Origin of the sequence: Paenibacillus woosongensis (genome assembly GCF_009725165.1) — a bacterium.
In the GTDB taxonomy this organism is placed as follows: domain Bacteria; phylum Bacillota; class Bacilli; order Paenibacillales; family Paenibacillaceae; genus Fontibacillus; species Fontibacillus woosongensis.
Map to the genome: position 1 here is coordinate 231,102 of NZ_WNZW01000006.1, position 20,428 is coordinate 251,529.

General features: G+C 51.7%; 17 protein-coding genes and 1 riboswitch. Of the genes, 14 read left to right on the plus strand and 3 right to left on the minus strand.

Going from position 1 to position 20,428, the window contains the following annotated elements; genetic code table 11:
• Positions 1–5: 5 nt before the first annotated feature.
• The 6 genes from GNP95_RS16385 (at position 6) to GNP95_RS16410 (ending at position 5,006) form a co-directional block, all read left to right on the plus strand.
• Positions 6–329, plus strand: coding sequence for a hypothetical protein (locus GNP95_RS16385; RefSeq protein WP_055106514.1), 324 nt, complete (start codon positions 6–8; stop codon positions 327–329).
• Entirely contained in the window at positions 326–1,327 is a 1,002-nt protein-coding gene (gene uvsE, locus GNP95_RS16390; RefSeq protein WP_155611926.1) for a UV DNA damage repair endonuclease UvsE, read from the plus strand. Before GNP95_RS16385 ends, uvsE begins: the two co-directional genes overlap by 4 nt.
• A 118-nt stretch (positions 1,328–1,445) precedes the next feature.
• Positions 1,446–2,216: an enoyl-ACP reductase FabI gene (gene fabI, locus GNP95_RS16395; RefSeq protein ID WP_155611927.1), complete on the plus strand. Its 771-nt coding sequence runs from the start codon at positions 1,446–1,448 to the stop codon at positions 2,214–2,216.
• Between the two features lie 205 nt (positions 2,217–2,421).
• Positions 2,422–3,276, plus strand: coding sequence for an inositol monophosphatase family protein (locus GNP95_RS16400; protein ID WP_155611928.1), 855 nt, complete (start codon positions 2,422–2,424; stop codon positions 3,274–3,276).
• 60 nt (positions 3,277–3,336) lie between these two features.
• The gene (locus tag GNP95_RS16405) at positions 3,337–3,588 is read left to right on the plus strand and encodes a hypothetical protein (RefSeq protein WP_155611929.1); all 252 of its coding nucleotides are present in this window, start codon (positions 3,337–3,339) and stop codon (positions 3,586–3,588) included.
• 131 nt (positions 3,589–3,719) lie between these two features.
• Positions 3,720–5,006, plus strand: a complete 1,287-nt coding sequence (locus GNP95_RS16410) for a stalk domain-containing protein (RefSeq protein WP_155611930.1) — start codon at positions 3,720–3,722, stop codon at positions 5,004–5,006.
• 80 nt (positions 5,007–5,086) lie between these two features.
• Here the strand turns inward: GNP95_RS16410 and GNP95_RS16415 are convergent, their stop codons facing one another.
• Complete coding sequence (locus tag GNP95_RS16415; RefSeq protein ID WP_155611931.1) at positions 5,087–6,400, minus strand: glutamate-1-semialdehyde 2,1-aminomutase; 1,314 nt, start codon at positions 6,398–6,400, stop codon at positions 5,087–5,089.
• Between the two features lie 43 nt (positions 6,401–6,443).
• Positions 6,444–7,559: an LCP family protein gene (locus GNP95_RS16420; protein ID WP_155611932.1), complete on the minus strand. Its 1,116-nt coding sequence runs from the start codon at positions 7,557–7,559 to the stop codon at positions 6,444–6,446.
• Positions 7,560–7,693: 134 nt separating this feature from the next.
• Here GNP95_RS16420 and bcp point away from each other — a divergent pair, with 134 nt between their 5' ends.
• The 6 genes from bcp (at position 7,694) to guaA (ending at position 15,913) form a co-directional block, all read left to right on the plus strand.
• Positions 7,694–8,179 (plus strand): thioredoxin-dependent thiol peroxidase, encoded by a 486-nt coding sequence (gene bcp, locus GNP95_RS16425; RefSeq protein ID WP_155611933.1) that lies wholly within the window; start codon positions 7,694–7,696, stop codon positions 8,177–8,179.
• Between the two features lie 117 nt (positions 8,180–8,296).
• Positions 8,297–9,631 (plus strand): polysaccharide deacetylase, encoded by a 1,335-nt coding sequence (locus GNP95_RS16430; RefSeq protein WP_230873863.1) that lies wholly within the window; start codon positions 8,297–8,299, stop codon positions 9,629–9,631.
• Between the two features lie 94 nt (positions 9,632–9,725).
• The gene (locus tag GNP95_RS16435) at positions 9,726–10,694 is read left to right on the plus strand and encodes an AAA family ATPase (RefSeq protein WP_155611934.1); all 969 of its coding nucleotides are present in this window, start codon (positions 9,726–9,728) and stop codon (positions 10,692–10,694) included.
• Positions 10,691–11,977 (plus strand): DUF58 domain-containing protein, encoded by a 1,287-nt coding sequence (locus tag GNP95_RS16440; RefSeq protein ID WP_155611935.1) that lies wholly within the window; start codon positions 10,691–10,693, stop codon positions 11,975–11,977. Before GNP95_RS16435 ends, GNP95_RS16440 begins: the two co-directional genes overlap by 4 nt.
• Complete coding sequence (locus GNP95_RS16445; RefSeq protein WP_155611936.1) at positions 11,964–14,297, plus strand: transglutaminase-like domain-containing protein; 2,334 nt, start codon at positions 11,964–11,966, stop codon at positions 14,295–14,297. Before GNP95_RS16440 ends, GNP95_RS16445 begins: the two co-directional genes overlap by 14 nt.
• A gap of 77 nt (positions 14,298–14,374) precedes the next feature.
• Positions 14,375–15,913, plus strand: a complete 1,539-nt coding sequence (gene guaA / locus GNP95_RS16450; RefSeq protein ID WP_155611937.1) for a glutamine-hydrolyzing GMP synthase — start codon at positions 14,375–14,377, stop codon at positions 15,911–15,913.
• A gap of 265 nt (positions 15,914–16,178) precedes the next feature.
• Here the strand turns inward: guaA and GNP95_RS16455 are convergent, their stop codons facing one another.
• A complete protein-coding gene (locus tag GNP95_RS16455) occupies positions 16,179–17,093 on the minus strand; it encodes an arginase family protein (protein ID WP_155611938.1) in 915 nt (304 codons plus the stop codon).
• Between the two features lie 305 nt (positions 17,094–17,398).
• Here GNP95_RS16455 and ant(9) point away from each other — a divergent pair, with 305 nt between their 5' ends.
• Positions 17,399–18,217 carry an aminoglycoside nucleotidyltransferase ANT(9) gene (gene ant(9), locus GNP95_RS16460; protein WP_155611939.1) on the plus strand — a complete coding sequence of 273 codons (819 nt, stop codon included), beginning with the start codon at positions 17,399–17,401 and terminating at the stop codon, positions 18,215–18,217.
• 380 nt (positions 18,218–18,597) lie between these two features.
• Positions 18,598–18,697: riboswitch (purine riboswitch) on the plus strand.
• Positions 18,698–18,903: 206 nt separating this feature from the next.
• Positions 18,904–20,277, plus strand: coding sequence for an NCS2 family permease (locus tag GNP95_RS16465; RefSeq protein ID WP_155611940.1), 1,374 nt, complete (start codon positions 18,904–18,906; stop codon positions 20,275–20,277).
• The last annotated feature ends 151 nt before the right edge of the window (positions 20,278–20,428 follow it).

Below are 20,428 nucleotides of genomic sequence, written 5' to 3' on the forward strand. Positions count from 1 at the left end.
CAATGATGGGCTTTCAAACCGAATTCAACTCAGTATGCAAATTCAAAAAAGAGCAGGAGCTGTACGAACTGCTGGAATACGGGCGCGGAAAAATGCTGAAGGAAGGCCTGCGCGTCTATCCGACGGGTCAGAAGGTTATTGCTTATTCGCCGGACAATAAAGCTGTGGCCATCGTGAAAATTACGGCCTGCGTATCCGAGATCAATTTTAACGGGGAAGAAGTTACTTCTGTCGAGCTTCAGCTGGTGCGTCAGTTGACAGAGCAGGAAGCGGCCGTGCAGACGGCGCTTGCGCATGAAATGTTCTTCGGGGATGTGGAGAACGCTTGATTGTCCGCTTCGGTTATGTAGCTATGTCGACGGTCGTTAAGAATGCATCTCCATCCAAGACGATGACTTACAAGACGTTCAGCAGTCTAAGCGACCGGGAGGCAGCGGTGCGCCGTCTGGCGTCGATCGGAGCGGACAATCTGCACAACACGCTGCGGCTCCTTCGGCATAACGAAGCGAACGATATCAAGGTATATCGCTTCTCGTCCAAGCTGCTCCCCTTGGCGACACATGACGCCCTGTCCGACTGGAATCCTTATGCGGCGCTGAAAGATCAATTCCAGGAGGTTGGGGATTTCGTCAGACAACACGGCATGCGCGTCTCGTTCCATCCGGATCATTTCACGGTACTAAGCACGCCGCGTCCCGAGGTGCTGCACAGCTCGCTGCGCGATCTGCGCCACCATGTAGCGATGCTTGAGGCTATGGGGCTGGATGGACGAGCGAAGAACAATATCCATGTCGGCGGCGCTTACGGAGACAAGCTGTCGGCTGCCGAGCGGTTCCGGGAGAATGTCACCGCGCTGCCGGACAGCATCAAGAACCGGCTGACGTTCGAGAATGACGACAAGACGTTCAACGCCCTCGAGACGCTGGAGCTGTGCGAGGCGCTTGGCATTCCTATGGTGCTCGATATTCATCATCAATGGGTGAATAATGAAGGAGAGCAGCCCGTGGATTTATGGCCTCGTATACAGCGAACATGGCAATCGCCGCATGCCCAGGCGGATTCACCGAGTTCAGATCCGCTGCCGCCTAAAATCCACGCCTCAAGCCCGAAAAGCGCGAGCGACCCCAGAGGTCATGCCGATCATGTTCTCGTTCAGCCGCTGCTGGATTTTCTTCGGGCCATCGCGCCGGCGACCAAGCGTGTCGACGTTATGCTGGAAGCGAAGCTGAAGGACGGAGCCCTGTTCGCGCTCATGGAGGATTTGCGCAAATATGAAGGGGATGGCGTGCAGTTTCTGAGCGAGGCCAGCGTGAGAATTCAGCCTTAAAGGCATGCTTTGGCTTGAAAAGGACAGCAAAATAAGGTAAGTTGAACAAAAATAAGTTAAAATAAACCAAACAAAATCTGCACTAAAATACAGTGTTCAGTTGGAGGTATGTTCTAATATGGGAGATTTACTCGCAGGAAAAAACATTATCGTAATGGGTGTTGCTAACGATCGCAGTATTGCCTGGGCTATTGCTCAGAGCTTGGCCGCTCAAGGGGCGCGTTTGGCATTTACATATGAGAGCGAGCGGGTGGAAGGCCGGGTTCGCAAGCTGGCCGAGACGATTCCGAATTCGCTCATTCTTCCTTGCAACGTGACGGTCGATGAAGAAATCGATCGCCTGGCGGAGACATTGAAGAGCGAAATCGGCGTACTGCATGGCGTTGTGCACAGCATAGCCTTTGCTAAGGCGGAAGACCTCGCCGGCGAATTCGCGGATACGTCCCGCGAAGGCTTCGCACTGGCGCACGACATTAGCGCATATTCGCTTGTAGCCGTATCGAAACGCCTAGCTCCGCTGATGACGGAGGGCGGCAGCATTATGACGATGACGTACATGGGCTCCGAGCGCGTCATGCGCAACTACAACGTGATGGGCGTTGCCAAGGCGGCATTGGAAGCATCTGTTCGTTATTTGGCAAACGATCTCGGACCGAAGAATATTCGCGTGAACGCAATCTCTGCAGGACCGATCCGTACGCTCGCGGCCAAGGGCATCAGCGATTTCAACTCGATCCTGAAGCAGGTGGAGGAGAAGGCGCCGCTGCGTAGAACGACTGAAACTGCGGAAGTGGGCGACACGGCAATGTTCCTGATGAGCCATCTTTCCCGCGGCATCACGGGAGAAGTTATATTTGTCGACGGCGGTTATAATATCGTTGGTGCATAAGTAAAATGATTGATGGGGAAAGTTCGTTTCCGAAGCGGATGCAGCGCTTTGGTTACGGGCTTTTTCCATAAGGAAAGGGAAAGCGGGTCAAGCCGCCCGAATCAGGCCGGGACGGGGTAGATGGATGCAACTTTAAAAGGTTCAAGGCGTATAGTTTAACGAGAAGAGATTTACAAGATTAAGATAGAAAGTAGAGTGAAATCTATTGGAACCAATCGACAACGTGGTGGGCAGTAAAAGTCCGACAGCTGTGGCGATCAACTCCGCATCCAAAGCGGGGGAATGGATTAAGAGCAGGCTTGGCATGTACAAACAACTAGATACAAAGCTATCCCCACAGGATTTGGTGACGGATGTAGATAAAGGCGCGGAGCTGATGATTCGCAAGCTGATCCTTACTCATTTCCCGGATCATGATATTTTGGGCGAGGAAGGCGTACCGCCGGGTGCTGCAGCTTCTGAAGCGGCTCTGGCCAAAGCGAGAACCTCGGAATATTTATGGATTGTCGATCCGGTGGACGGCACGACGAATTTCGTTCACGGCTTTCCGTTTTTTTGCGTGTCAATCGCGTTGGCTCATCGCGGAGAAGTTATCGTTGGCGTAATTTATGACCCGCTGCGGGACGAACTATTTGTAGCCGAGAAAGGCAAGGGCGCTTACGTTCATGGTAATCCTACGAGGGTGTCAGAGGATGCGGAGCTATCCGGCAGCGTTGTGGCCGTAGGCTTCAATCCGGACCGTCAGTTTGCGCTTCCGACGAATATGAAAGGGATTAACGCCCTAGCTCTGCAGACGCGCAGCATTAGAGCGGGAGGCTCGGCTGCGCTGCATCTTGCTTATGTGGCAGCAGGCCGCTTGAGCGGGTATTATGAGGTAGGGCTGAATGCCTGGGATGTTGCAGCGGGCGCCCTCCTTGTGAAGGAATCCGGAGGAATCGTAACAGACACGTCAGGGCATCCTTATGATCTCGGCGTGCGTCACCTGGTGGCGACGAACGGCAAAATTCACGGCGAGCTGCTGCAATCCCTGAAGGACGCTGGTGCAACAGGCATGCAGTAAGAGGATTTTTTTCTATTCTGTAATTCCTTAAATCATTTTAGGATGAAGGAGTGTATCAGGATGAGCGAAGATCGCGAGAAATTGGAAAAAGAGCTTAGCGAATTGCTGGGCGATGCCGAGGAGCGTACGGAGGAGGAACGGCAGGAGGAGACGCGCAAGAGCCTGCCTCATAAGTACGAAATCCGCATTCAAACAGAGCTTGACCCGATTGTGGAGGAAACGCTGAAATACCGCAGCATGGCTAAGGAAATCGATGGCCGGTATGATGAGTATTTGAAGAAGACTGCGCGTGACATCAAAAGCCCTGAATAATTCGGGGCTTTTATTTTAGCAGAATCACATACTATCGCCGAAGCGTCTTATTGATAGGATAGACTCTAATCGGCCTTATACCTGTCGGGCTGCGCATGATGAGGAGTGGAGAGTCATTGTTTGTTAGAAAAATGGGGATACGGTGTTCGGCAGCCAGCCTGCTATTGCTTGCGGCCCTGCTTTGTTTTCCGGTAACCTTCCTGACTGTGGAATCGCGTTCCTTGACCGGAGACCAGGCCCTTGAGCGGGCTATAGCGGTTCAGATGGAGGAGAAAGCCTATCATATCGTTGCGCTGGGCGACTCGATCAGTGCAGGCTATGAACCAGGCATGGATGAGAAGAGCGTCCCTTACGGCTATGTTGAACGGCTAAGGGAGCAGGGACTGTATTATGGCCGGACGAAGGTTCATAATTACGGGATTCTGGGCCTGACCAGCAGCGGGCTTAAAAATTATATATCCGCTATTCAAAGCGGCGAGGCGACACAACCCGAAGCAATTCAGCGCGGCTTGCCCGATCCGCGCATTGCCGCCTTTGCTGCGGGAATCGCCGATACCCGGGCGGCGCTGGAGCAAGCGGATCTGATCACCATTACGATCGGCGGTAATGACCTGTATAGTTTGCTTACGGATATTGCGAGCTACAGCCCGGCTGAAATCGAAGCCAAAGGGCGGGAGCTTTTGGCTGCATACACGCTCAACGTAGGGCAGATCCTCGATGATTTGACGGCAATCAATCCTCGGGCCCAAATTATCCTGATGGATCAATACCAGCCTATACCTAAAAGGATCGCCGGCTCGGTGTATGCCGATTTAGAAAAAGCTGCAGATACGTTTACGGCGGCGGTTGAAGGGATTGCCGGCGAATTTGCCAGCCAGGGCAAGCTTGTGAAGGCAGCGCATGTGGCACAGGCTTTCAAGGGGCGGGAAATTGCGCTGACGCATATTTTGCCAGGCGGAGATATTCATCCTAGCCAGGCAGGGTATGAAGCGATTGCCAAAGCCGTAGCCGAAGAGGTATGGGGAAGCTACCGGGAGAACGGGAAATTGAAGGAGGGCGTGCCGCTTCATATCGTAGTGAAGGGCGAGAAGCTGCAAACACCATATGCTCCAGTGCTTCTTCATAATCAGACCTTTCTGGCGCTCAAGGATATTACGGAGGCGATCGGAGCTTCCGCGAGATGGGACAGCCGAAGCAGCGCGGCTACAGTGACGTACGTCGGGCGGACGGTTGTCATCCCAATCGGTTCGAGCAAAGTGATTGCGAATGGCGAGCTGGTCGCTGCACATAACCCGGCTTTTCTGAATAAAATCGGCCAGGAAGCCAAAACCTACGTTCCTTTAGCTGCGCTTGCCCAAGGTCTGGGGCTCGATGTGCAGTATTCCGAGAAGAGCAAAACGGTATTTATCAATTTATAATCTTACGGCTTCGGCCATCCTCAACAAGAGAAGGGCGCCCCGCATGTTCGTACGGGACGCCCTTCCTGTGTTTGCAATATCTATTTGCCGCTGATCTCACGGAAGGAAGCCTCTGCCGCTTCCAGCGTAAAATCGATATCCTCGTCTGTATGGGCCGTGGTCAGGAACCAGGCCTCGTATTTGGAAGGCGCGAGATTGACGCCCCGATTCAGCATAGCCCGGAAGAAGGCGGCGAACAGATCGCTGTCCGTATCCTGCGCTTCCTCATAGTTGGTAACCGGATGGTCGCAGAAATGCGTCGAGAATGCTGCGGCAATCCGGTTAATCGTCAGCGGAATGCCGTAACGGCTCGCCGAGTCCGCCAGCCCGTTTGTCAGCTTGACGGCCAACCGTTCCATCTCCGGATAGACGCCTTCTTCCCGCAATACTTCCAGGCAGGCGATTCCAGCCGAGATGGAAGCCGGGTTGCCGGCCATCGTTCCGGCCTGGTATGCCGGGCCGAGCGGAGCGACCTGCTCCATGACTTCCTTGCTGCCGCCGTACGCGCCGATCGGCAGACCGCCGCCAATGATTTTCCCGAGCGCGGTCAAATCCGGCTGGATCGCCTCATGATTGGCCAGCCCGTTAAACGTCTGGGCTGAGCCGTAGTGGAGGCGGAAAGCGGTAATGACCTCGTCATAGATGACGAGCGCGCCATATTGCCGGGCAAGTCGGCAGAGATCCTCGAGGAAGCCTTCCTTCGGCATAACCATGCCAAAATTGCCGACGATCGGCTCGACCATCACCGCAGCTACGTCGTCGCCCCATTTGTCTAGGGCGGCCTGGAGCGCTCCAGCATCGTTAAACGGCACAGTAATCACCTCATGGGCGATACTGGTCGGGATGCCGGCGCTGTCGGGAATGCCGAGCGTGGAAGGCCCGGAGCCTGCGGCTACCAGCACGAGGTCGGAATGGCCATGATAGCAGCCGGCAAACTTGATGATCTTATTGCGGTTGGTATAGGCACGAGCTACGCGGATGGTCGTCATGACGGCCTCTGTCCCGGAATTGACAAAACGGACCTTGTCCATGGAGGGGATTGCGCTCTTTAACATTTTAGCTAGGGTAATCTCCAGCTCGGTTGGCGTACCGTACAAGGTGCCGTTAGCCGCTGCTTCCTGAATGGCGCGGGTCACATGCGGGTGAGCATGGCCGGTAATGATCGGGCCGTATGCTCCAAGATAGTCAACATAGCGGTTGCCGTCTACGTCCCAGAAATGGGAGCCTGCCGCTTTATTCATAAAAACGGGCGCCCCGCCCCCAACCGCTTTGAAAGAGCGGGAGGGGCTGTTGACGCCGCCGACGATATGCTGGAGAGCTTCTTCGTATAAACGTTCGGATTGAATCCGGTTCATGAGGTACATCTTCCTTTCAAGTAGGTGTTTGGCGGATCAATGATCAATTCCGGAACGTATCCGCAGCAGGGGGAGATCCGGAACCTGCGTCCGTGCTTCTGCTGGTTCCAGTTCCGGTGCCTGCGCCAGTACTAGTACTCTTGTCTGTGCCCGCCGCTCCTGCCGGGCTGTTATCGCTGTCTGTGTCCTGTTCAGGTTCATCCGGCGCGTTAAATACATCCTGAACGAATTGCTTCAATTCATCGTCGCTTCGAATGCCAATCACTTCGGAGCCGCCCACGTTTTTCTCTACGACCAGCTTCATCGGAGGAATTTGCTCGCTGCCTGCCATCTTGCTGTCATAGGCAACGGTGGCCAGCTTCCACATATCGTTGACCGTCAAATTCGTATCGATATACGGATTCACTTTTTCCAGAATTGACGGAAGCTTCATAATCGAGGTCGTCGATATCATTTTCTCGGCTACCGCTTTGAGGAAATTGCGCTGGCGTTCTGTCCGCGAATAGTCGGAAAGAGCGTCATGGCGGAATCGGACATACTGCAGGGCTGAATTGCCGTCAAGGTGCTGCTGGCCTTTTTTCAAATCGATATCGTATTCATGATTGTCGGCCTTGCTTGTGTAGCGCATATCCTTCTCGACGTAGAAGTCCACGCCCCCGATGGCATCCACGAGCTCGATAAAGCCCTGGAAATCCGTATAGACGTAATATTGAATCGGTATGCCGAGCAGCTCAGAGACCGTCTCCATCGCTTTGTTTGGCCCATGGGTAATGGCGGCGTTAATGCGGTCCGACCCGTAGCCTGGTATTTTAATATAGGTATCACGCATAATAGAGAACAGGTAGGCTTTCTTCTTCACGGGATCGATGGAGGCGACCAGCATCGTGTCGGACCGGGGGACCTCTCCCTTCTTCAGTCCGCGGGCGTCTACACCCATCAGCAGAATATTGACCTGCTCGGTGCCCTCCCATTTCGGCGGCTCGGCTTCCTTCTTGGTCTCGACCGGCTGTACGTTGTAGAAGGGCGAGTCCTCGCCTTTCTTCTGGAATTTATCAACTTGATTGTAAATGGCGATAAAATAGTAAGCCGCAACAGCCGCGATGGCGACCAGAATTCCGGTAATGGACCAGATGATCGCCCGTTTCGTGCGTTTCGTCATATTGTTCGTTCCTTTCGGTGGATAACGATGAGAACCGTCATAAATTGGATGTATTGCATACCCATCCATTATAATTTCTTTTGTAGGTACAATCAATTTTCGTATTTGTGAAGTCAGAAAGGAGTTCATGCTGCATGATTGATGTACAAGTTCAAGTAGGAGAGCTGGTTCCCGATTTCCGTCTTCCCGCGGACGGGGGAGAGGAGATTGCGTTAAGCGAATTTCGCGGCCGCAAGGTCGTTCTATATTTTTATCCGAGAGATATGACCCCGGCGTGCACGCGGCAGGCCTGCGATTTCCGCGACCAAAGCGAAGCGCTGCTGGAGCAGGGAGCCGTTGTTCTCGGTATCAGCGGGGATTCCGTGAAGTCGCATGATAAATTCAAGGCGAAGCACGGCCTGAACTTTCTGCTGCTCGCGGATGAGGAGCACCGCGTTAGCCGGATGTTCGGCGTATGGCAGCTGAAGAAATTGTACGGCAGGGAATATGAAGGAATTGTTCGTTCAACTTTCCTGATTGACGAGGAGGGCAGGCTGCAGAAGGAGTGGCGCGGCATCCGGGTAGCCGGACATGTGGAGAAGGTGCTGGAAGCTCTGCGGGATGACCAGGGGGCGAAGTAACATCGCGGACTAACATAGCAAAATAAAGATATTTTGCCGTAGTCTAATTTGATCAGGGCATTCATATAATCTACCAGAAACCCAATGAATTGATATAATCGCGGAGGTAGATTTTATATGAATACACAATGGCTGGCCGGATTTCCAGTGTTTCGCCTGATTAGCTTAGTAATCGCTATTGTTCTTATCGTATCCTTCATTCCCCATTCCGAGAGCCAGAGCATCATGCCTGAAGCAGCCGCCCAATCCCCTGAGGATGCGGCGGCCGTCTTCAAGGTGCCCGCTGGCGCGGTCAAACCCGCTGCTTCGGCGGCTTCTTTTGCCAGAATATCCTCTTCGAAACAATCCTCTGTAACACCCGCTTCCCAGTCCCAATCCAAACCCAAAGAAGCAAGCAAAGTAATATATCTTACCTTTGATGACGGCCCTAGCAAATGGACGGATGACGTATTAGCCATATTGAAAAAAGTCGACGTGCCGGCCACATTTTTCGTGCTTGGCGAGCAAGCCAAGCGGTTTCCGGAGATCATTAACCGGATCAATGAGGCTGGACACGCGATCGGCAACCATACTTACAATCATAAATATGATGAATTGTATGCCAGCTTCGGCGTTTTCTGGTCCCAAATTAAGGAGACGGAAGAAGTGCTCCGCAATATTACGGGAAAGCGCACCCCGCTGGTCAGAGCGCCCGGCGGAACGTACGGGCATTTTGATACTGCTTATTTTCAGCTGCTGGAGCAAGGCGGCTATAAAGTATTCGACTGGAACCTGGACAGCGGCGACTCCAAGCGCAAAGGGGTTCCCGCCTCGGAAATCATAAAAAATGCAACTCCCGCCAAGCCAGGAGACTCCGTCACATTGCTAATGCATGACAGTGCCGGACATGAGGAGACTGTGAAAGCTTTGCCCCAAATTATTGATTACTATAAGTCGCTCGGGTATGAATTCCGCACCATAACTCCCGAGGTTCAGCCTGTTCAGTTTGCCGTATCTCCTAAAATGAAAAACAGCAAGCGACCGCAGCCTTCAAGCGTATGGGTCCAGGCTCATATCGTTCCTAACGCCGCACTATTCGGTCCTGGCGAGCCCCTTTATGTTGAGGCAGGAGGTTTGGAGACGAAGCTTGCGGCCGGCGAATACGAACTCCGGGATGGACAATTCAGAGTACCGCTGCGGGCAGTCATGGAACGGCTCGGGGCCGAGGTCAGCTGGAACGGGTTAGAGAAAAGCGCGGTTGCAACCTGGGGAGATACAAGAATCATTGTCAGCTCGGCGGATGACACCATCGTCGTTGAAACCCCGGGGGAAAGCAAAAAAAGATATACAGTAAGCCTGGAATGGAGAAACGGGCTCCTATGGCTGCCGCTGCGTACGCTGCTGGAGGTAACTGGGCATGACATTATGTCTGTTACGGCCAATACAGAGGAGCGGCGGGTACGGGCGTCCTGATGGAAGGACTGTTTCTCTTACATACGTCTATTTTAGGTAGTTTCTGGCGACAATGGTTGGTAGAATAGCGGCCGAAAATGGAGGTAGCCAGGTTATGATAGATCATTATTCAGCGGATTTGCTCGGGAAGCTGGTCAACCGGGTAGACAGTATAATAATAGGAAAAAGAAAGGAAATTGAGCTAGCCGTCGTCTGCATGCTGCAGGGCGGACATATTCTGCTCGAGGATGTTCCCGGGGTTGGCAAGACGCTGCTGGTGCGCACGCTTGCGGCTTGTCTGGGCGGTACCTTCGGCAGAATCCAGTTTACCTCGGATCTGATGCCCTCCGACGTAACCGGGGTGTCGGTGTACCGGGCCCAAACTGGACAATTCGAGTTCCGGCCAGGACCGGTCATGGCGCATATCGTGCTGGCTGATGAAATTAACCGCGCGGCTCCGCGCACCCAGTCGGCCTTACTGGAGGCGATGGAGGAGCGCAAAGTGACGGTGGACGGGGTTACCCATCCGCTGCCGAAGCCTTTTTTGCTGCTGGCGACACAGAACCCATTGGATTACGAAGGAACTTACCGTTTGCCGGAAGCCCAGCTTGACCGGTTTTTGATGCGTATTTCCCTAGGTTATCCGCAGCCTGAGCAGGAGGTGGAGATGCTTGGCCGGATGCAGGAGGGAACTCCAGTTGAAGATATCCGCCCCGTACTGCTGCTTGAGGAGATGGCGCAGATACAGCGCCAGGTCAGAAAAGTGCTTGTCGATGAGCGGATCAAGCAATATTTAGTGGCAATCGCCCATGCCTCCCGCCGCCACCCCCAGCTTGCGCTCGGAATCAGTCCTCGCGGCACACTGGCCTGGATGGGGGCCGCGCAAGCGATGGCCTATTATAGAGGGCGATCCTATGTAATTCCTGATGACGCCAAGGCGGTAGCGGCCGCGGTGCTGGCCCACCGGCTTATGCTGAAGCCCGAGGCGAAGCTGGCGGGGCTGCACGGAGAAGACATTGTGGAGGAATTATTGTCCCAGGGGAAGGTCCCTGTATTTCAGCAGCAGCGGGGTGCGTCGTCATGATGAGCAGCGGGGCTGGAGCATGGATGGCAGCCGTACCGGTCATAGGAGTTCTAGGGGCGCTCTATGCCTGGAAAGGAGGAGGAGCCACGTTATTTCTTCTCCTGCTTGCGCTGCTTATTGGAGCTGTAGGTGCCGCTAGCCAGTTGTGTGGGCCAACAAGAGTTACTGTCCGCCGCACATGGGCGCCTTCCGCCCCCTATGAAGGGGAAGAAATCGAGGTGACACTCCAGATTAGCCTGGAAGGCGGAATCCCTCCGCTCTGGGTTCAGGTCGAAGACGATTTGGCAGGACATGAGCAAGAAAGAGGAAGGCTGCTGTTTTCAGGGTTTAAACGTAACTACAATGGTACATACCGTTTGAGCGGAGTGGCCCGCGGGCTGTATACCGAAGGAAGCACGACGGTGGCATGGGGCGACGTGTTCGGCTGGTTCAAACGGGTCCGCCGCCTGCAAGGAAGGGATAAGCTGCTCATTCAGCCGCTTCCGCTTTATATCGCAGCATGGGACGAGACGTTGGGAAGAAACGACGGAGAAGGCGGACGCGCCGATACGTCGCTGAAATATGCCCCGCTATGGGGCAGCCGCTTAAGGGCTTATGAACCGGGCGATCCGGTAAAATCGATCCACTGGAAAATAAGCGCTCGCCGCGGCGAGCTGATTACCCGTGCTCCAGAGGAAGTTTACGCGTGGCCAGTCTGTCTGATTCTGGATACGGAACCGGCATCTTATTTCGTTCCGGAACGGGGAGAAATTTTTGAGATAGCCGTATCTGCAGCGGCGGCATGGCTGCATCGGCAGAGCGACGGGACGGACGCGTATTATTTTCGCCCGGGGCTGGGAAACAATACGCTGCAGCTAATTGGAAGAGAAGGATTATATGAAGGGCTTGAGGTGTTAGCGCAGGTTCAGCTTGCCAGCGAGCGGTCCGCGTTTTCATTGAATGGAGCCGAGTCATGGAATCACTTGGTTGTACCTGGGCAGCGGATCACGATAATCACCGGCTGCTTGACTTCTTCGCTTGTCGCCAGACTGCTGCAAATGGCCGACGCTGGAGCGGTGCTGGATGTATGGTGCTCTGGCGAATCCGGTGATGCAGCTGTACACGGCTCGGATTTAGAAGAGGCCGGCATAGGAAACGGCGGTGCTGAGAATTGGGAGAAGTCTGCCGGGCATTGGTTCGCTCAATTGAGCTCGCATGGAATCCGAATGGTTCCGCTTCTATACGACTCGGCCTCCGTACAGATGAAGCCGGGCAGGGGAGGAAGAGATCATGGCATTGCCTAGCTTGCAGCAGCAGGCTCGGGAGTATCCCATTCGTTCCGGCAAGCAGGAAGCCTTCCAGCCATGGCTGCACCGAATAGCGGTTTCACTGCTGCTGTACGCCCTTTTTGCAGAGTGCTTGTACCCTCTTTACGCCATTGTGGTTGAGCATGAGAGAAGGGTGGTTACCGTCTTTCTTTACCTGACGGCAGCTCTTCTACTGGCCGGCTCTCTGCGTCTGGCCACATCGTTGCAGGTGATGTTGTACTTGGTGTTTATGGGCGGGACATTGTTCTATTTGTTCGGGTTGCAGGAAGGCATGTCGTGGATTGGCGGGTATGGAACCGTTGCGGCTCAGGATATCGCTGTGGTATTTCAAACGGGGAGGCTGAATGAAGCGAGCCCGGAGTCGCGAATGCTGCTCTTGCTGATCGGGTGGAGCCTGCTGGTCGTATCTGTCCAGATGCTGGCCATCGGCAGGCAGACGATTTTGCTGTTCCTGGCGGTCGTGATTGTTTATTTGCTGACAATCGAGCTGATTTTCGACGCCCCGATATTTTATAACCTGGCGCGGGCAGCGGGAATTGGCCTTGCGATCCAGTGCTATGCGTTTGCCATGCAGATGAGGGAACAGGGGTATATCAAGCAGAAACCTTCATTTAAGAATGGAAAATCACACAAGGAGCATGCTTACAAAATCATGGCTCCCTTCACGGTTGCGGGACTTGTCGGTTGCGCTGCGGCAATGAGTCTTCTGCTGCCGGCCCAGCCGGTTCAGCAGCAGCCTTTACAGGCATTGATTAAAAGCCTTCAAGGCTGGTATCAAAAGGAGGGCTTGGCCGAAGCAAGCGTGACGACTTCGAGCGTATCGGGCTACGGGCGGGATGACGGTGAGCTCGGTGCGCCGCTCCAGCTCCGGTGGGATACGTATTTTACGGCGAAATCTCCGGTTTCTGTTTATTGGCGGGGGGAGAGTAAAAGCGTGTACACTGGCCGCGGCTGGCTGCAACCCGCGACGGGAGAGGAAGTGCAGGTGCTTGCTAGCGGGGAGAGAACAGCCTTGCTGCCGCAGGAAGATGTTATCGCGGACGGCAGCAAAATCCAGCAAACGATCACGTTTCAGAAGCCGGTTACAGGACAGCTGCCGCTGCTGAGCGGAGGCATTCCTGTCCAAGTCGACCACGTATTTGTCGGGGAGGGCAGGAGCGTTCCGTTTGCCGCCAGGTTTGACCAAGCTGCCGGAGCCATATATTTGGACAGAGCCGGACAAGCTCAGCAGACTTCTGCAATGGAGGGAATCCAGGGCTACGAGCTGACGGTCATTCGGCAGCCGACAGCCGGAGGGTATCTCAGGCAGCTGGAGGACGGAGATCCGGTTTTGATTAGCGAGCAGTATCTGCAGCTGCCGGAGAGCTTGCCGGAGCGGGTTCGCGAGCTAGGCAAATCGCTTGTCCAGGACACCGGAAATCGCTATGATGCGGCGTTAGCTGTAGCTAAATATTTGAAGCAGCATTACTCCTACAATTTGAATTCGGCGATTCCGCCAGCGGATGAGGATTTTGTCGACCGGTTCCTGTTTGTCGACCGCCAGGGTTATTGCGACCATTTCTCTACGGCTATGGTCGTGCTGCTGCGCAGCGGCGGCATTCCAGCCCGCTGGGTCAAAGGCTTCACGCCTGGCGAGCGCAGCAAGGAAGAGCCTGAGTTGTACACCATATCGTATGCGGATGCCCATGCGTGGGTGGAGGTTTATTTTCCTGGGGAAGGCTGGGTCCCGTTCGACCCGACACCGGGCTACGATTCCATCTTGTCGGCTTCACCCCGGATAAGTGGTCAGTTTCTGCCTGCATGGATTCGGGAATTTGCGAACAGTCTATCGGTCCTGCCTGCAGCGGTAAAATCTATGCTGGATCATGGAATGCTCAACTTATGGAAATCGATAGTAAAAGCGCCGTTGATTTGGACTGCCGGATTGCTTGGCGTGTGGCCTATGATTTGGTTAATCATATGGATAGGGAGAAACAGTACGGTCTGGCGCGATTTAATAACGCTTCAGCGGGTCATTGCCCGGCCGCGCAGCCGTTTTCCTGACCAGAAGCTGCTGCTGCATATCGCCGACCGGGTCTGGCAGCAGATTTACCGCATGTATGGAAATAAACCGGAAGGCATGACCGCTAGAGAATATGTGGATTCTCTAGCTGCTCAGGAAGCAGCTAATCTAGGCAAATTGGAGGAGTTTGTCCGGGAATGGGAGACACTCTATTATGGAGGATTAAGGCCTGACCGGATGAATAGCCGAAATTTTCTGGAGTTATGCCGAAATTTGGCTTTGCGCCGTGGATAAGATGTCTTCCGAACTTTCTTGACGACTACTTTTGTCGTTTCGTATAATTAGGTTCATGAATTGAGGGAGGCTCGGTAATGAATAAGCCAAATGAATTGATTGTTGTTCTTGATTTTGGAGGGCAGTACAATCAGCTGATAGCAAGAAGAATTCGCGATTTGGGTGTGTACAGCGAATTGTTGCCATACAATACTTCGGCAGAGCGGTTGCGGGAAATGGCCCCTAAGGGCATCGTCTTCTCCGGCGGTCCTTCCAGTGTGTATGCAGAAAATGCACCGCAAATCGACCCTGCTGTATATGACATCGGTGTGCCGATTTTCGGGATTTGTTACGGAATGCAATTGATGGCGCATCAGCTCGGCGGAAAGGTAGAACGTGCGGCTAAGCGTGAATACGGGAAGGCAGACGTGAATTTCGCCGAGCATTCGGCGCTCACGAAAGGCCTGGAGTCGAAGCAAACGGTCTGGATGAGCCATGGCGACCATGTCGTGGAGCTGCCGAAAGGCTTCGTCGTCGATGCATCGACGGAGCACGCTCCGATCGCTGGCTTCGCGAACAAAGAGCGCCGGTTGTACGGCGTCCAGTTCCATCCGGAGGTTCGCCACTCCGTGCATGGTAACGAAATGATCCGCAACTTCCTGTATGAAGTGTGCGGATGTGAAGGCAACTGGAGCATGGAGACATTCATCGAGGATGCGATCCAGGATATCCGGACGCAGGTCGGCGACAAGAAGGTACTCTGTGCGCTGAGCGGCGGCGTTGATTCCTCTGTAGTGGCAATGCTTATCCACAAAGCGGTAGGCGATCAGTTGACTTGTATGTTCATCGATCACGGATTGCTGCGTAAAGGCGAGGCCGAGAGCGTAATGGAGACGTTTGTCGGCAAATTCGACATGAAGGTTGTCAAGATCGATGCGCGCGAACGCTTCCTGTCCAAGCTGGCAGGCGTCGATGATCCAGAGCAAAAACGGAAAATTATCGGCAACGAGTTTATTTACGTGTTCGAGGAAGAATCCAAGCAGTTTGATGATTTTGCATTTTTAGCGCAAGGTACGCTTTACACCGATATCGTGGAGAGCGGAACGGCTACGGCCCAGACGATCAAGTCTCACCATAACGTCGGCGGACTGCCGGAGGACATGAAGTTCGAGCTGGTTGAGCCGCTGAAGGCGCTGTTCAAGGATGAGGTTCGCAAAGTTGGCGAGGAGTGCGGCTTGCCAGCAGAAATCGTGTGGAGACAGCCGTTCCCTGGCCCAGGCCTGGCGATTCGCGTATTGGGCGAAGTTACGGAGGACAAGCTGAAAATCGTCCGCGATTCCGACTACATTCTGCGCGAAGAGATCGCTAAAGCAGGTCTTGACCGCGAAATTTGGCAATATTTCACGGCGCTTCCGAACATGAAGAGCGTCGGGGTGATGGGCGATGCCCGGACCTACTCTTACACGGTAGGTATCCGTGCGGTAACCTCCATCGACGGCATGACCGCCGACTGGGCGCGTATTCCGTGGGATATCCTCGAGAAAATCTCGGTACGGATTGTCAATGAGGTTGATAATGTCAACCGGGTTGTGTATGACATTACATCGAAGCCACCAGCGACGATTGAGTGGGAATAATTCACTAAGAGCATTTGAAGTGAAAACGTTCCGCCAAAGGAAAAGACGTAAAAAGGGATATTGCATAAAAGCAATATCTCTTTTTTTTGTTTTCTAAGATATTTTTCAGGTCACTGGACACGCTCTAAATTTTTCGTAGAATGATTATATACTTGCATAAGGTTTCATTCCTTTAAATCAAAATGGTTCTCCCGCTATCCCACGCTTTTAATAGAATAAAACAGATCACTTTTGACATAAGGTTTGAGCTTAATGACTTAGATTATCAATCATTCAGAATTGGAAATTCCTCAAGCATCTTCTTTAAATTGATAGCATCCCATGGCATGTGCTCTGTAATGCCTAAGCCCACTACTTCTGTTGCTTCGGAAAGCTCCTTCATTATACGAACCAGTCGTGTACGTTGCAGGGAGCCAGCTGCTGAGAAGTTATAATCTTCATCAGGATTAGCGAACAATAAGGAACGAAAGGATGATGGATCCAATACATCTAAATCAAGATGAATGGCTAGATGCTTGATATCATTTTCCTTAATCCAGTTTTTTATTGAATCCGTACTTTTAGCAAGCTCATCTGCATTAGCTGTTCTAATACCTAGTCTATTAATCAGTTCATCCTCGGGTTCCTCTGGATAAACACCTGCTTTTTCAATTTCTTCTACAATTCGCTTTTCTTCCTCCTTAGATGGAGTTGCTAGACCAGCGATAAATACATTCTCTGGTTTCAGTGGAGTTTTTACTAAACTTGAAAATTGCTTGTCGCCCTCGCCTAGTAGATTTCCAAGCGGAAGTGTATGTCCATTGTCATATCCCACAAATCTAACAAGATCACTATGAGCATCAATCCATATGACCCCTAGATTTCCTCCGTAACGTTCGTTTAAATAGGCGAAGGGTGCCTGTTCCACAAGACAGTCTCCACCTAACATCACAACCCGATCCGGCTTGTGAGCTTCTAGGAGATGGTGTGCGGCTGTCAATTGCTCAAATAGTTGTGTTCTTCCATTCATGCCATCCTCCTCTTCAAGCGAATCCCCGTCAAAGGCTTGTACCGGGACTTCAATAAGAGGCTGATTATTTTTTGGGGCAAGCCAAGCAAGCAACTCGGCTCCAAATGAATAATGTGGGTTATTTCCTCCTTGCCATTGGGGCATAAGCAGTCGTATAGTCTTTTTAGTCATTATGCTCTCTCCTTTATTTGGAATAATGTTAGCTTACAATGCAAAGTAAACCTAAGAAAAGTACGCACTTTTTGGATAGATACTACCAGAAAGGATAGCGATTATATGAGTATGGCTGCTAAATCTCTCCTACCTGTCTTGGAAAGTCTGTGTGAGTGGGGAGTAGAAAATCAGTAAAAAGTAGCGATATGATGTATATTGCTTCTGAAAATGATGTTATTCGTATTGTAGGTAGTTCTTATCAAGAAGGGCTCAATTATCCTGATCACGATGACATTTTTAATGACGAGAGGAGTCTGTAGTTGATGTGCAATTTGAATAACGGAAAAATACCGAAGGAAGCGATTCAAGCATTAAAAATTGTCGAGGAGCTGCTTGGCAGTGAGGTAGTCGCGGTATATCTATTTGGTTCTGCCGTAATTGGTGGCTTGCACATTGACAGTGATGTAGATGTCCTAGTGGTCGTAAATCATAGTTTAACCGAATTAACTCGAAGAAAACTAACGGACAGACTGATGCTTATATCTGGAAAGATAGGAAATACAGATTCTGTGAGACCACTTGAAGTCACGGTTATCAACTATGGAGATGTTGTACCCTGGCGATATCCGCCAAAAGGCGAATTTATCTATGGTGAGTGGCTTAGGGATGAGTTTGAGAAAGGACAAATTCAGGAACCAACTAATGACCCTGACTTGGCTATTGTTTTAGCAAAAGTAAGAAAGGATAGCGTTACTCTTTTTGGTCCGGATGCTTCAGATGTACTAGCCCCCGTGCCAATGACAGATATTCGAAGAGCGATTAGGGAATCCTTGCCTGGGTTAATTGAGAGCGTCAAGGGTGACGAAAGAAACGTAATTTTAACTTTAGCCAGAATGTGGCTGACAGTAGCTGTTGGTGAGATTTCTCCAAAAGATGTGGCTGCAGAATGGGCTATACCTCGGTTGCCCAAAGAACATGCGACTTTACTCGACTTAGCTAGAAAAGCCTATCGGGGAGAGTATGCTGATAAGTGGGAAGGACTGCACTCCGAGGTGATGGCACTCGTTAATCATATGAAAAATACAATTTGTGATCAACTTGTATCATCGCCAGGAATGGATGCTTTCCAGCAATTCGTATAGAGGCCTTTTTTAATGATATGGTATTGCGGCATTAGGAAAATGATCAGCCAGGCCATGATGATATCAGGGCCCTGTGTGATGAATTGCTGGAGGTCAACAAGACGTATTTGCCACAATTTAACTAATGTTTGTTATTGATGCACGATTAAAGAACCGTTCGGGGCGTTCAGCCCTGGACGGTTTTTAGTGCTCTTGTTGCTTGAGAAAGCGAATTTTGTCAATTTTCAGAGAATCCTGTCGAATTAGTTTTAACAAATCACGAACAATTTCCATGATTGGTTTTAAAAATATTCGCTTTTTCTGTTGACAAGCTGAGTCTTCAAGCCTAGAATAAGTCATGTAATAAGTCTTTGAAACAAGACTTGTACGGGAAAATTCGACAAATTCAAATAGATGCTTTTCGTATAATTCCGGGAATTGGCCCGGAAGTCTCTACGAGGTCACCGTAATGATCTGGCTACGAAAAGAAGACATCGGAACATGTGTGCGATGGAGATGATTGTGGGAGGTTAGCGGTCCTGCCAGTTAACGCTATAGAATGTTAACGGACGGACGATTTAACTGCTGCTGCTCATTCCAGTCCATACATGGCTACGGTATCTTCTGCTCAGCACGGGACCCGGGGATGTATTGTCACTCCGGGCTTTTTGTCGTTCCCGACTCATTCTAAGGAGGAATCATTAACCATGGATCGGTTCTTTAAACTTAAGGAACACGGCACAAATGTAAGAACGGAAATTATTGCAGGTGTTACAACGTTCATGACGATGGCTTACATCCTGTTCGTGAACAATCTGTTCTTGGGCCCGGGTGGTGCGGGTATCCCTTCAGACGGTGTATTCTTTGCTACTGCGGTTGGTGCGGGTCTGATTACGATCCTTATGGGACTGTTCGTTAACATCCCCATTGCGCTTGCCCCAGGTATGGGTCTGAATGCGTACTTCATGACCGTCGTTCTCAGCTCTAACGGAGCAATTACATGGCAAGCGGCTCTGGGTGCTGTCTTCATCTCAGGTATTATCTTCCTGATCCTTACGGTGACGAAAATTCGTCAAATGCTCCTTGTGGCAGTGCCAGAAAGCATTAAGTCTGCCATTACAGTCGGTATCGGTCTTTTCGTAGCTATTATCGGTTTCAAAATGAGCAACCTGATCGGCATTAATTTGAACGGACCGGTTGAAGACTTTACTCAGCAGGTGCCAGGCAGCTTCTTCAACCTGGGTCTCGGTGATTTCGTACACGATTCCGGTGTACAATTGACACTCATTGGCCTGATTCTAATCGCTATTCTTATGGCGCTTCGCGTCAAAGGCGCATTGCTGATCGGTATCGTGGCAACGACGTTGATCGGTATCCCGATGGGCGTAACTGATGTCAGCGGGCTGTCCGGCGCAAGCTGGTTCCCGAACGTAAATGAGCTGGCTGTCGGCAAGCTCGATATTATGGGCGCGCTCAAGCTGGGATTGTTTGAAATCGTATTGGTGTTCACCTTCGTTGAATTGTTCGACACGTTTGGAACTTTGGTAGGTACGGCAACGCGTGCCGGGCTGATGAAGAATAAAGAAGAAGGCGAGAAGAAGATCGGTAAAGCAATGCTGGTTGACGCGGCTGGCGTTAGCGCTGGTGCGGTTCTCGGTACGAGCACGATCACTTCTTATGTTGAGAGTACTGCTGGTGTTGCCGAAGGCGGACGTACAGGACTGACTGCAGTAACAACAGGCGTTCTGTTCTTGCTCGCATTGTTCATCGCTCCTCTTGCAGGCGTGGTACCTTCCGCAGCAACAGCGCCAGCGCTGATCATCGTAGGCGTGCTGATGATGGGACAAGTCCGCAATATCGAGTGGGATGATTTCCTTCATGCATTCCCTGCGTTCCTGACGATTGTGCTTATGCCGTTTACTGGCGGTATCGCCAACGGGATTTCGGCAGGTATTATCTCTTACGTGCTTCTTGGTGTTTGCAGCAATATCTTTACGAACAAGAAGGTTAAAGTTCACTGGTTAATGTGGGTGCTGGCTGTTTTAGTGCTTTGCCGTTATATCTTCTTGGGCGCCGAGTAATTTAGCGCAGCCTGAATAATAATAATTTCATATAGTAGGTTTTGATATTCCCAAGACTGGCCGCTTATGCGGCCGGTCTTTTTTATATTTCGAATCTATGAATTTGTAGGCATAATCTCTGAATCTCTACGTATATTGGTACAAGCATAAA

Bases quoted from the DNA above. Each gene is read 5' to 3' on its own strand.
- GNP95_RS16385 (WP_055106514.1), top strand. From the start codon at position 6: ATGGGCTTTCAAACCGAATTCAACTCAGTATGCAAATTCAAAAAAGAG.
- fabI (WP_155611927.1), top strand. From the start codon at position 1,446: ATGGGAGATTTACTCGCAGGAAAAAACATTATCGTAATGGGTGTTGCT.
- GNP95_RS16405 (WP_155611929.1), top strand. From the start codon at position 3,337: ATGAGCGAAGATCGCGAGAAATTGGAAAAAGAGCTTAGCGAATTGCTG.
- GNP95_RS16410 (WP_155611930.1), top strand. From the start codon at position 3,720: ATGGGGATACGGTGTTCGGCAGCCAGCCTGCTATTGCTTGCGGCCCTG.
- GNP95_RS16415 (WP_155611931.1), bottom strand. From the start codon at position 6,400: ATGAACCGGATTCAATCCGAACGTTTATACGAAGAAGCTCTCCAGCAT.
- GNP95_RS16420 (WP_155611932.1), bottom strand. From the start codon at position 7,559: ATGACGAAACGCACGAAACGGGCGATCATCTGGTCCATTACCGGAATT.
- bcp (WP_155611933.1), top strand. From the start codon at position 7,694: ATGATTGATGTACAAGTTCAAGTAGGAGAGCTGGTTCCCGATTTCCGT.
- GNP95_RS16430 (WP_230873863.1), top strand. From the start codon at position 8,297: ATGAATACACAATGGCTGGCCGGATTTCCAGTGTTTCGCCTGATTAGC.
- GNP95_RS16435 (WP_155611934.1), top strand. From the start codon at position 9,726: ATGATAGATCATTATTCAGCGGATTTGCTCGGGAAGCTGGTCAACCGG.
- GNP95_RS16440 (WP_155611935.1), top strand. From the start codon at position 10,691: ATGATGAGCAGCGGGGCTGGAGCATGGATGGCAGCCGTACCGGTCATA.
- GNP95_RS16445 (WP_155611936.1), top strand. From the start codon at position 11,964: ATGGCATTGCCTAGCTTGCAGCAGCAGGCTCGGGAGTATCCCATTCGT.
- guaA (WP_155611937.1), top strand. From the start codon at position 14,375: ATGAATAAGCCAAATGAATTGATTGTTGTTCTTGATTTTGGAGGGCAG.
- GNP95_RS16455 (WP_155611938.1), bottom strand. From the start codon at position 17,093: ATGACTAAAAAGACTATACGACTGCTTATGCCCCAATGGCAAGGAGGA.
- GNP95_RS16465 (WP_155611940.1), top strand. From the start codon at position 18,904: ATGGATCGGTTCTTTAAACTTAAGGAACACGGCACAAATGTAAGAACG.